Source organism: Paenimyroides ceti (genome assembly GCF_030409925.1).
Map to the genome: position 1 here is coordinate 2,414,130 of NZ_JAUFQU010000001.1, position 11,840 is coordinate 2,425,969.

11 protein-coding genes and 6 tRNA genes are annotated in these 11,840 nt (G+C 34.8%); 10 read left to right on the forward strand and 7 right to left on the reverse strand.

Going from position 1 to position 11,840, the window contains the following annotated elements; all coding sequences use genetic code 11:
• Window positions 1-146 precede the first annotated feature (146 nt).
• Window positions 147-2,549, reverse strand: coding sequence for an outer membrane beta-barrel family protein (locus tag QW060_RS11990; RefSeq protein ID WP_290363785.1), 2,403 nt, complete (start codon window positions 2,547-2,549; stop codon window positions 147-149).
• 208 nt (window positions 2,550-2,757) lie between these two features.
• Here QW060_RS11990 and QW060_RS11995 point away from each other — a divergent pair, with 208 nt between their 5' ends.
• The 4 genes from QW060_RS11995 (at window position 2,758) to QW060_RS12010 (ending at window position 5,874) form a co-directional block, all read left to right on the forward strand.
• Entirely contained in the window at window positions 2,758-4,122 is a 1,365-nt protein-coding gene (locus QW060_RS11995; protein WP_290363786.1) for a sensor histidine kinase, read from the forward strand.
• Window positions 4,119-4,808: a response regulator transcription factor gene (locus tag QW060_RS12000; protein WP_290363787.1), complete on the forward strand. Its 690-nt coding sequence runs from the start codon at window positions 4,119-4,121 to the stop codon at window positions 4,806-4,808. Before QW060_RS11995 ends, QW060_RS12000 begins: the two co-directional genes overlap by 4 nt.
• A gap of 4 nt (window positions 4,809-4,812) precedes the next feature.
• The gene (locus QW060_RS12005) at window positions 4,813-5,262 is read left to right on the forward strand and encodes a hypothetical protein (RefSeq protein ID WP_290363788.1); all 450 of its coding nucleotides are present in this window, start codon (window positions 4,813-4,815) and stop codon (window positions 5,260-5,262) included.
• A gap of 306 nt (window positions 5,263-5,568) precedes the next feature.
• The gene (locus QW060_RS12010) at window positions 5,569-5,874 is read left to right on the forward strand and encodes a hypothetical protein (RefSeq protein ID WP_290363789.1); all 306 of its coding nucleotides are present in this window, start codon (window positions 5,569-5,571) and stop codon (window positions 5,872-5,874) included.
• An 82-nt stretch (window positions 5,875-5,956) separates the two neighbouring features.
• Here QW060_RS12010 and QW060_RS12015 read toward each other — a convergent pair.
• Together QW060_RS12015 and QW060_RS12020 are read right to left on the reverse strand one after the other, a co-directional pair.
• Window positions 5,957-6,031: transfer RNA gene (locus QW060_RS12015), tRNA-Pro, on the reverse strand.
• Window positions 6,032-6,058: 27 nt separating this feature from the next.
• A tRNA-Pro gene (locus QW060_RS12020) sits at window positions 6,059-6,136 on the reverse strand.
• A gap of 159 nt (window positions 6,137-6,295) precedes the next feature.
• Here QW060_RS12020 and trxB point away from each other — a divergent pair.
• The gene (trxB, locus tag QW060_RS12025; protein WP_290363790.1) at window positions 6,296-7,243 is read left to right on the forward strand and encodes a thioredoxin-disulfide reductase; all 948 of its coding nucleotides are present in this window, start codon (window positions 6,296-6,298) and stop codon (window positions 7,241-7,243) included.
• Window positions 7,244-7,297: 54 nt separating this feature from the next.
• On the opposite strand, the gene QW060_RS12030 is transcribed toward trxB, so the two are convergent.
• From QW060_RS12030 to QW060_RS12045, 4 genes are all read right to left on the reverse strand, one after another.
• Window positions 7,298-7,370 (reverse strand) — tRNA-Phe (locus tag QW060_RS12030).
• 27 nt (window positions 7,371-7,397) lie between these two features.
• Window positions 7,398-7,470: transfer RNA gene (locus QW060_RS12035), tRNA-Phe, on the reverse strand.
• 26 nt (window positions 7,471-7,496) lie between these two features.
• Window positions 7,497-7,569: transfer RNA gene (locus QW060_RS12040), tRNA-Phe, on the reverse strand.
• A 27-nt stretch (window positions 7,570-7,596) separates the two neighbouring features.
• A tRNA-Phe gene (locus tag QW060_RS12045) sits at window positions 7,597-7,669 on the reverse strand.
• A gap of 118 nt (window positions 7,670-7,787) precedes the next feature.
• Here QW060_RS12045 and QW060_RS12050 point away from each other — a divergent pair.
• Genes QW060_RS12050 through QW060_RS12070 form a run of 5 tightly spaced genes read left to right on the forward strand, consistent with a single transcriptional unit; the run spans window position 7,788 to window position 11,783 of the window.
• Window positions 7,788-8,543 (forward strand): type III pantothenate kinase, encoded by a 756-nt coding sequence (locus QW060_RS12050; protein WP_290363791.1) that lies wholly within the window; start codon window positions 7,788-7,790, stop codon window positions 8,541-8,543.
• Entirely contained in the window at window positions 8,515-9,774 is a 1,260-nt protein-coding gene (locus QW060_RS12055) for a hypothetical protein (RefSeq protein WP_290363792.1), read from the forward strand. The genes QW060_RS12050 and QW060_RS12055 overlap by 29 nt, the downstream gene beginning before the upstream one ends.
• A gap of 4 nt (window positions 9,775-9,778) precedes the next feature.
• Window positions 9,779-10,330: an LPS export ABC transporter periplasmic protein LptC gene (gene lptC / locus QW060_RS12060; RefSeq protein WP_290363793.1), complete on the forward strand. Its 552-nt coding sequence runs from the start codon at window positions 9,779-9,781 to the stop codon at window positions 10,328-10,330.
• Window positions 10,327-10,524 (forward strand): hypothetical protein, encoded by a 198-nt coding sequence (locus QW060_RS12065; protein ID WP_290363794.1) that lies wholly within the window; start codon window positions 10,327-10,329, stop codon window positions 10,522-10,524. The genes lptC and QW060_RS12065 overlap by 4 nt, the downstream gene beginning before the upstream one ends.
• Before the next feature lie 2 nt (window positions 10,525-10,526).
• On the forward strand, window positions 10,527-11,783 hold the full coding sequence (locus tag QW060_RS12070) for a hemolysin family protein (protein WP_290363795.1): 1,257 nt from the start codon (window positions 10,527-10,529) through the stop codon (window positions 11,781-11,783).
• Window positions 11,784-11,840: the final 57 nt, after the last annotated feature.

Here is an 11,840-nt window from a genome sequence, read left to right on the forward strand (position 1 = left end):
TATAGTGGTATAAAATTTGAATTTATTATTACAAATAGTTAGAAAAAGAATTTACTTATACCACAGAAAAGTTTATTAAGTGAATAGTAGTAGTTAATGTAGTTTTTTAAAAATAGGCGTTTCTTATGAACCGCCTATTTTTTATTTTATAACCTTTGCTGTTCTTCTGTTTTATTCCGGCTCTCAACATTCTTTATTTTCTGATTTCCTATATTGTATTTAAAACCAATCCGAAAACTTTGACTGTCGCTGTAGTCATTAAAATAATTAAACTGATTGGCATAGTTGGTAGATACAGTTTGTTTTTCTCCTCTGTAAATATCTGAGAATATCACAGAGAACTCCCCTTTTCCATCAAAAAGCAGTTTTCTGAAACTGACAGACAAACTGGAAAAAGAGCTTATTGTAAAAGTTCCCTGCACAGAAGGTGACGTATAAAACCCATTGACCTCAGCTGTAAAATCTTTTTTTGCATTCAGATTAAACCGATTGTTGATACTTGAACTAAATTGCAGCCGCTCATTTTTATAAAACTGACCGTCCAATCCCTGAAAAGTATCCTGTACATAATTGAGGCTGGTCTGAATACCCGATTGCCACCATGAAAAAAAATCAATACTGGTATTAAAATCGAGTCCGTAACCTGTTTTCCTTTTTATATTGGTAAATTTATATACCAGCGTATTTGTTTCATAATCCTGATACGATATCTCCATAGCCGGGTTGCTTTCATTTCGATAATACAGATCAAAATTATAGTTACCAGCCAGAGTGTACAACAAACTGATATTGTTAATGATTGCCGGTTTTAAATCCGGATCTCCCGTGAAGTAAGAATACCGGTTATAATAAGACCGGAATGGATTAAGCCAGCTGTATTGTGGTCTGCTTATGCGCTTACTGTAAGATATACCAATCTCATGTCCTTCAGTTGGTTTATATAAACCATAAACAGAAGGAAAAAGCTTGAAATAGTTTTGCTTATTGATTTCATCAATTGTTTCTGAATTTCCTTCCAATGATGTATATTCTCCTCTGAGCCCTGCTTTAAAACTCCATTTATCTATTTCTTTTGCATAGCTTACATACCCGGCATAAATCATTTCCTTGTACAGAAAGCGGCTTGTTCTCTCAGCATTTCCTACAAGCATTCCTGCTTTTTCATCTTTAAAATCTAATGTATTATCCGCTTTTACACGTCCCCATTTCACTCCTGCTTCCCAGGTTTCATCGTTCTTTTCACGCATATAATCACCTTGTACAGAAAAAAGTCTGATGTTCTGTATATTGTCACTTACAAACCGCATTTTACGATAAGGCTCATCATCCGGCAAAGAAAATAAGGATGTGATATCCTGATATTCCTTATTAAAATATCTTGTATAATCAGATAAAAAAGATAGTTTTTCTTTTTCCCCCAGTTTATATTCATATCCCAGATTATAGGCACTTGTCTTTTGAGGATCTTTTCTATCATTACGCGTGGTATAGAGAGAATCCAATACACTATTTCCATTATAGATATAGGTAGGAACATTATAGGTTCCGTAATTATTAGTGCTAATAAAACCGTTGGTGCCTAAGGTTACCGATTGAAGACTATCTATGGCATACTCTGCTGAAAGTCTGTATGCATTCTGAGACAATGATTTATTTTTTCGGTTCAGAAAACTTATCCATTCAGATGTAGTTTTCTTTTCATCATCCATATAGCGGATTACGTCTTTACTCTGTCTGTAATAAGTACCTGTGCCACGACTATAACCACCAGACAAAGTAAGTTTTTTTGTTTTATAATTTTGAGAAGTACTCACTACGCCTTTTGGATACATCGATTGTACATAAGCTCCGCTAACAGAAGCTTTATAGCCTTCCATTATATTCTTTTTCATGCTGATGTTAAGAATTGCACCTCCCTGGGCTTCATATTTTGCTGGCGGATTCGTAATTACTTCTATGGAATAAATATTTTCTCCCTGAGTATTTTCTAAAAGCTGTTTTAACTCTTCTCCTGTCAGATACACTTTTTTATCATTTATTGTAATCAGAATGGAACTGCTTCCTCTTACGGATAGAGATTCTCCGGCAGAGACCATTACACCTGGCGTTTTCTTAAGAATTTCCCATGCATTGTCTGCAGCCAAAACGGAACCTTCAATAGTAAACTCCAATCGATCTATTTTCCGCTTTATTACTGGTTTTTTATAATGTATGATCATATCCTCCATCAAAGTAGTTTCTTCTTCAAGGATAACTACCGGGAGTACCTGATCAGATTCCAGAATAATATGTTGTTCATAATCCGTGTAACCGAAAGCTGCGATCTTCAGAACATACATTCCTTTTTGCAACTTATCGATTTCAAAAAATCCTTTTTCATCTGTTACAGAGTTTTTATAATCTAATGAATCTGCCATGTTTATTATGGCTATATCAGCAAACGAAAGCAACTCTTTTTTTGAGTTCTGAACAGATCCTGAAAGTTTGATTACCGGCTGAGCAAAGCTCATAAAAGGCATTATCAAAATGAATAGAATGTACTTTTTCATCATTATATGGTTTTGGAGCAAATCTCTGTAACTTGTCTGGTATTATGGGTTAAGAATGGGTTAATGAGAGGTTAATCCTTAAAGAAAAAAAAGAAGTTTTAGGCAAAGATTATTGAGGCATTCTACAGAATAACCTATTTTAGGTTAATGCAAGGTTAATACCTTATCTATCTGTATTGTATCTTAATAAGATTCGTAGTTTTGTTATATGAAAAGAAAAATTGCTTTCCTTATTGTTGGCTGTATTTTTACCGTTGTAGCTCTTGCAGCCATACAGGGATATTTTATTTACAACACGTATGCTCTTAAAGAGAAAGAGATTAACGCAGAAGTTAAAAAGCAACTTTTTGAATTAGAAGATACACCCGAATATACAGCACTAGATGATGAATGGATGGAAAAAGCAGCCGGGTTTCTTAAAGATTATAAAGACAAAACAATAAACCGGGAAGTCTATAAAAAGCTTATTACACAAACAGCTGACTCACTCTCTGCCGTTTTACATCAGTTTATGCAGACTCAGGAAATTTATCAAAAATATAAAATAGGGTATGCAATTTATATGACGTCGGCTACTGTTACCCAAAACGGCAAAACCGATACTATATTCAATGGAAAAATCCGGACATTAGGGAACACGGTGAAAAGTAAAAATGAAATTTCTTTTGCTTCCGGTAAATGGCAAACGAGTTCAATAAAACGCGAAGAGCTATCAAACAAAAAATCCTTAGAAGATTATTCGCTTGAAATAAGAACACAGCGATATTACAGCATTGAAAACTGGGAAAAAATTGTCATGGGAAAAATGATTGGCTTGCTTTTATTCTCCTTACTGTTATTGTCTTTTGTAGTGGGTTTGTTTTATTTATCCATCAAGAATTTGATTACTGAAAAAAAGATATCCTCAGTAAAGACCGATTTTATTAATAATATCACACATGAATTCCAAACACCTCTTGCAACCATAGATATTGCTATAAAGACATTACAACAGAAAGAGAAACAGTTGAGTCCTGAGCATCATCAAAATACTTTATCAATCATCAAACGGCAGAATGAACGTTTGCAAAAATTATTCATACAGATTACAGAAGCTTCTTTTGCATCAGAGATAGTTGCCTTTAAACAGGAAAAAACCGTAATGAGCAATGAGATAGATGCCATCATATATGATTTTCAAATATCAAAACCCAATATTACCATTCACCATATCGCGTCTGCTGAAAATATCTTGTTAAAGATGGATCATTTTCATTTGAATACGATTATTGTGAACCTGTTGGATAATGCAGTAAAATACGGAGCTCGACATATAGAAACGACCTTAACTATCAGTGAAAATCATTTTACGTTTTCTATAAAAGATGACGGTCGCGGTATATCTGAAAAGCATCATAAGTTGATTTTTGAAAAATTTTACAGAATAGAAAAAGGCAACATTCATACAACAAAGGGGCTTGGATTAGGTCTGTTTTATGTTAAACAACTTATTATAGCCTACGGAGGCAGCATAACCGTGAAGAGCGAAGCTGGAAAAGGAGCTCTTTTTAGTATATCAATTCCCTTATTATGAAACATATTTTATTAACAGAAGATGATGGTGACTATGCTTCAATCTTACAGCAGTATTTAGAAATCTCAGGTTTTAAGGTTACCTGGGCAAAAGATGGCAAGGAGGCACTGAATATCTTAAAAGATTTGTCACCTGATATCTGTATATTGGATGTGATGATGCCCGAAATGGACGGATTTACTCTTGCCGAAAATATTATAAGCAAAAACCCCGGTATTCCGTTTCTTTTTTTAACCGCAAAAGGACTAAAGGAAGATAAAATAAGGGGACTAAAGCTTGGAGCAGATGATTATGTAGTAAAACCATTTGAAGTGAATGAGCTTATATTGCGCATCCGGAATATTATTAAGCGCTCTCAAAAAGCAACGGCAACTGTAGATCTTGAAGAGAAAATTTTAATCGGAAGTTACAGTTACGATCCTAAAAATTACGTCATCTCCCATAAAGACGATCGATATCGCATTACCGAAAAGGAAGCTCTGCTTCTGCAGTTTTTATACCAACATAAAAACACACTCATCAGAAGAGAAGATATTCTTAAAGAAGTCTGGGGAGCTGATGATTTCTTCTCCGGAAGAAGTATGGATGTTTTTATCAGCCGTCTTCGTAAATATTTTAGCAATGACCCAACCATATCAATTACCAGCATCCGTGGAATAGGACTTGAATTTAATATTAAAAACTAATATCATGAAAATAATGTATCTTTTAGCGTTTATATTGCTTTCCTTTTTAGCAAACGCACAGACAACAACGGTTACTACGCAGTTTTCAAGTAGTACAAGTACTCATAGTGACCCAAAATCAAAAGACAAGGTTGTAGTAAAAAATTCTCAAACCAACAGTTCAGTATCAATCTCAAATTCAGACAGTCGCTATCAATTAAAGGCTTCTTTTGACGCTCATAAAAAGGAAGCGCTTAAAAAGTTATTGCAGCAGTATCTGGAGAATGAATATCTCCTGTCAGATTCCAAAAAACAAGAATGGAAAAAAGAAGAAAAAGGTAAAACAGCGTACGAAGTACTATTACAGGAAAACAGATTAAAAATTAATGTTGACAAAGAGTTAAACTCATCATCATTTTCTGAAAAAATGGTACTGCTCGGAGAAAAAATTTCAGATCTTATCAGTAATCAGTAATCCGGCTTTATTAAATAGTTCAATACAGACTTACAGCTAAGCATCAGGAAATAGTGTTTAATCCCCTAAAATACTTAGGGGATTTTTTCTTTATACCCCTCCATTAAAAAAGAATAAATCTACCCTAATTAATGAATACACTGGAGTATTTAGCCGAAGTTTATCGTAATTCTTACCGGGATTATCATTTAAATATCCCATATAAAAAATATAAATCCATACCTATACAATAAAAAACAAAAAAAATTAACATTATTTTAAAATAAATTTATTAAATTTAACATTAATAACCTAAAATTATATATTATGAAAAAATTATTATTCCTTATGGCATTAAGCTTCTTTATGTCTTTAAATGCTTTGGCGGCTTCACCGATTGGAAGTGGAAGTACTCCTTGCGGAGGTAATGCTTCTATACGTCATTTTTTTTACACCAATTTCTGGGCAGGTGAAAAAACCTATTACGGGCCTTATTATTACTTTAACTCATTAGAAGATGCATCGAGTTATATCATACAGACTTATCCGCCGGTACATTTACCAAATGTCCCAAGTGGTGGAGCAACTGTAATGTGTTATATGGTGGTTACACCTCCTGTTTGTTGTCCGTAATGACTGTTATAAAATCTTCTAAGAAAGAAGTCTAATCATTTAAAACAAAAAGCCAGAATAGAATCTATTCTGGCTTTTTTTGTCGGGGTGGCAGGATTCGAACCTGCGGCCTCCTGCTCCCAAAGCAGGCGCGATAACCGGGCTACGCTACACCCCGAAGGTTATCTGTATTTTTGAAATAAATTGGTCGGGGTGGCAGGATTCGAACCTGCGGCCTCCTGCTCCCAAAGCAGGCGCGATAACCGGGCTACGCTACACCCCGTCTTTTTATTTCGTTTGCAAATGTAATGCTAATTTTATTCCCACCAAATAAAAAAGTAAAAAAAATTTCTATAACAGGATAAGATACTGATATAGAATCTCCTTTATTATATCAGTCAAAAAAGCTATTTTTGTAACTGAAAAATTAAAACATCTATTTATGTCAACAAATATAGAGCATGTAAAATGCTTAATCATTGGTTCCGGTCCGGCAGGATATACAGCTGCCATTTATGCTGCACGTGCCAACATGGCTCCTGTACTTTATCAGGGAATGCAACCGGGAGGCCAACTAACCACAACAAATGAAGTAGAAAATTTCCCTGGATATCCGGATGGTGTTACAGGCCCTGAAATGATGATTCAATTGAAAGCACAGGCTGAACGTTTCGGTTCACAGGTAAGAGATGGCTGGGCTACAAAAGTTGATTTTTCTGAAAGAATCAAAAAAGTATGGATCAACGATACAATTGAAATTCATGCAGATACTGTAATCATCAGTACAGGAGCTACAGCAAAATATTTAGGACTACCTTCAGAACAGCATTACCTTCAGATGGGTGGCGGTGTCTCTGCCTGTGCAGTATGCGACGGATTCTTCTACAGAAATCAGGAAGTAGTAATTGTAGGTGCCGGAGACAGCGCATGTGAAGAAGCGCATTATTTGTCTAATCTTTGTAAAAAAGTAACAATGATTGTGCGTTCTGATAAATTCAGAGCTTCTAAAATTATGGAAGAACGTGTACGCAAAACACCAAACATCGAAATATTGATGAATACAGTAACAGAAGAAGTCATTGGTGACGGCCAGCTCGTAACTGCTATCAAGGTAAAAAATATTGTTACTAATGAAATTACAGAAATTCCTGCTACCGGATTTTTTGTAGCTATCGGACACAAACCGAATACGGATATTTTTAAAGATTATTTAGAAATGGACAGTGTCGGATATCTTATTACAAAAGGAAAAACTTCTAAGACAAATGTAGACGGTGTTTTTGCCTGTGGAGATGTACAGGACAGCGAATACAGACAGGCTGTTACTGCAGCAGGATCAGGTTGTATCGCAGCACTTGATGCAGAACGTTACTTAGGAAACCTTTCATAAGGTTTTCAAGGATGATAAAATAAAAAAAGACGGTTTACAAACCGTCTTTTTTTGTGGTACCTCCAGGAATCGAACCAGGGACACACGGATTTTCAGTCCGTTGCTCTACCAACTGAGCTAAGGTACCAAGTATTACTACTTGTTTTGTTCTTTGTGGTACCTCCAGGAATCGAACCAGGGACACACGGATTTTCAGTCCGTTGCTCTACCAACTGAGCTAAGGTACCAAGTATTACTACTTGTTTTATTCTTGTGGTACCTCCAGGAATCGAACCAGGGACACACGGATTTTCAGTCCGTTGCTCTACCAACTGAGCTAAGGTACCAAGTATTGCTACTTGTTTTATTTTTTGTGGTACCTCCAGGAATCGAACCAGGGACACACGGATTTTCAGTCCGTTGCTCTACCAACTGAGCTAAGGTACCTTTTACAAGGCTTTCACTTTTTAAAAGCGATTGCAAATATAGTAGGTTTTTTTTATGAATACCTAATATTTACTAAAAAATGTTTGCTTAACTTTGTCTTCAATTCGAATAAGAATAAATGAATATAGCCATTGACATAGGCAACACAAGAACCAAAGTTGCTGTATATGAAAACAATACTATCCAACACATTCACATATTTCCTCAAGAAGATTTCAGAAAAAAAATTACAGAAATTTTAAATGACAATCCTGAAAAAGCTCAAATTGTATTGTCAAATGTTGGAAAATTGAAGGAAGATGATGTGATCTGGCTCGAAGAAATAAGTCATCTAACGACGATTAGCGCTGTATCACCCAGCCCGTTTAACAACCTATACGCTACTCCACTCACATTAGGCATCGACCGTATGGTTTTAGCAAGCGGTGCTACTTTAAAATATCCTCAACAAAACCGGTTGGTAATCGACGCAGGAACCTGTATAACGTATGATTTCATCACTAAAGACAACGATTATTTAGGAGGAGCTATAACTCCGGGATTTCTCTTAAAGTATAAAAGCCTTAATGACTATACGGCTCGGCTCCCCTTACTGAACCTTCAGGAGTTTCATCCTCTTATCGGAAACAGTACGGAACAGTCTATTCAGTCAGGAATTATTAACGGCACAATTAATGAAATAGACGGATTTATCGATCAGTACAGGCTAAAATATAACAATTTAACAGTAATTTTAACAGGCGGCGATGCGGATTTTTTGGCTAAAAGATTAAAAAATACCATCTTTGCCCATTCAAACTTTTTATTAGAAAGTTTAATATTACATCATCAATATATAATTGAAAATGATAAAGAAAATCATATTAAGCTTTAGCTTATTGGCAGGTATCACTACATTTGCTCAGCAGGGAACAGCTTCACCTTATTCTGCTTTTGGCGTAGGTGACGTAAAGTTCAAAGGTACTCACGAAGTAAAGAGTATGGGCGGACTTGCCATATATCAGGACAGTTTGCATATAAACACACTAAACCCGGCTTCATATGCAAAACTGCAATCGACTGCTTTTACCATTGGTTTTACCAATACTTCAACCAATATCGCATCTCAAAACAGCTCTTCTAAAGCCACACGAAATTCTTTTGATTATTTTGCATTAGCCTTTCCTGCAGGAAAATTCGGAATGGCATTCGGAATCATGCCTTATTCATTTGTAGGTTATAACATTCAGAATAAAGCACAGGAAAATGAATTTACAGTTTCAAGACAATATCTGGGAGATGGAGGTATCAACCGTGCCTTCTTCGGAATCGGATATGAAGTGAACAAACAATTGAACATCGGAGCTGAATTTGCTTATAATTTTGGAGATACAGAGTTAAGCAATACCAAGTTCATTATTGACGACGGAACAGGATTCGCTATTGACCGAGGAAGCCGAAAATTATTGCGAAACAATTACTCGGGTATGACGGTCAATACATCAGTAAACTATACACAACCATTACAAGACAAAATAAAACTGCAAATCGGGGCTACATTCAGTCCACAATCCTCCTTAAAAAACAACCAGGAAGTAAATATTGCTACTGTCAATGCTTCAAACGGAAGTGTAATTGATGAAGAATCATCTACAAACTACGAAAACAAACTTGTATTTCCTATGAAATACTCTGTAGGAACCGGAATCGGTGATCCGAACAAATGGTTTGTCGGGGTCGAATATACGGCAACACAAAACTCAAAATTAAACAATCATCTTCAGACGGCAACTTCTTCATTTAGCAACGGACACAAAGTGAGCTTTGGAGGTTTTTATACTCCGCATCATATTTCTTTTACTAATTACCTGAGCCGCGTTACTTACCGCGCCGGAGGAAAATATGAAAAAACAGGTTTGGCAATCAACAATCAGGAAGTAAATGATTTTTCTGTAAATATCGGAGTTGGATTACCAATCTCAAGAAATATTTCAAACCTTAATATCGGATTGGAATACGGACAAAGAGGTACAAAATCAGCAGGGTTGATTCGCGAAAACTATTTCAATTTATCCATAGGTCTTTCTTTCAACGACAAGTGGTTTACAAAACGAAGATTTGAATAAAACTTTGAAAAATAAGTATTCACATATTTTTTTCTGTGCTATCGTCTCCTTAAATCTCATTGGGTGTGATAACGATATGAAAGACATTCAAAATTTGAATGCTGTAAAATTATATCCGGCTGGAGAAACAGAAAACATCAACGTAAAATACACCGATTCAGCAAAAATAAAAGCCATTCTGGTTTCTAAAAAAATGCTGGATTATTCAAATGCGAAATATCCTTTCAACTATTTCCCGAACAAAGTACACGTAACCGTTTTTGACGAGCATAAAAAAAAACATTATATAGAGGCTGATAAAGCTACTACTTATAACAAAACAAATATCATTGATCTTAAAGGCAATGTAAAAATCACCACCAGTGATGGAAAGATAATGCAGACACAGCAATTGTATTATGACCAGAAACATAACTGGTTTTTTACAGAAGCCTATTTTAAGATTACCGATCCGAACAAAAGCTATTTTGAAGGAATCGGAATTGATTTTGACAACAAATTTAATATTATCAATGCCCAACAAAACCGGGCAGAATTAAACGACATAAAAGAATGAAAGTTTACAGATTTACCGTATATTTATATTTAATTTTTGGATTGTTTTTCGTTTACGATACCATCAATAAATACATCAATGGAGACGAAAACTATATATTGAGTCTTGTATTTGCCGTATTAGCAATATTTATGTTCTATTTTCGACTGAGAAGTATCAAAAAGATCGAAGAAAGACAAAACAATAACAAATAAGGATGACTATTTTTCTGTTAATAATCACGTTGCTTTTAATACTTGTTTTTTCAAGTTTAATTGTAGCGTATAATTATTCCAATAAAATTTATTTGAATTTAGAGTCCAAGAAGGAAAGTGTTTCTTCCTATACTTTAAAAGTATTAGCAGAAAATCCAAGACTATACATTACCTCTTTAAAATTTGGCAACACCCTGTGTCTCGCCATTTTTTGTTATTATCTGTATATGTTCTTTGAAGAATATTATGAGTATACCGCTTATCAATATGGATATGGTGTATACCTGTCTGTGTTTCTAATTGCAGGAATACTGCTGGTATATCTTTTTTCAAAATTTCTGCCACAGACATTTGTTAAACCTTTTGCTACACAAATAATCACCAATTGTGACCTGTTGATACGCATTCTACTGAAGCTACTATCGCCTTTCACTAAACCTCTATTACTATTAGCGGATTTTATTCTTAAAAAATTTTTCAATCTTCATCCAAGCAAAGACATCCAATTGTTGAGTATCGGTGATCTGGGCTCATATATAACCAAACAGATGGAAGCTTCGGAAGAGCAGGAAAATCTGGACACAGAACTACAAATTCTCAAAAATGCACTGGCTTTTACAGACGTTAAAGTAAAAGAAATCATGACCCCCAGAGTAGAAATAGAAGCTGTAGAAATCAACAGTCCATTGCAGGTTGTAAAAGAACGATTTATCAGTACCGGCTATTCAAAACTTTTGGTATATGACACCAATTCTGACAATATTGTTGGTTATATTCATATCTTTGGAATGTTGCAAAACCCCGATAGCATTAAAAATATTCTGTATCCGATAGAAATTGTTGCAGATTCTACCTACATCAAAGAATTATTTCAGAATCTTTCTGTAAACAGAAAATCAACAGCAATTGTCGTAGATGAGTATGGAGGTCTTACAGGAATGGTTACCATTGAAGATATTATTGAAGAGCTTTTCGGTGAAATTGATGATGAACATGATGATTTAGTTGAATGGGTAGAAAAACAGGTAAAAGAGAATAAATATATTTTTTCTGCTCGCTTAGAAGTAAGCTATCTCAATGAAAAGTACAAACTCAACCTTGAAGAAAGCAATGACTACAATACACTTGCAGGCTATATCATCTCAAACAGACATACTATCCCGCAAAAAAATGAAATCATTCATATTGAAAACAATCAATTCAAAGTACTGGCTTCTTCTGACAAAAGATTAGAAATAATAGAAGTTACTTTAGGATAATAAGAAAAAAAGAACAAAAAACACGTTAACTCTTTTATTATTTGGGAGATAATTGTA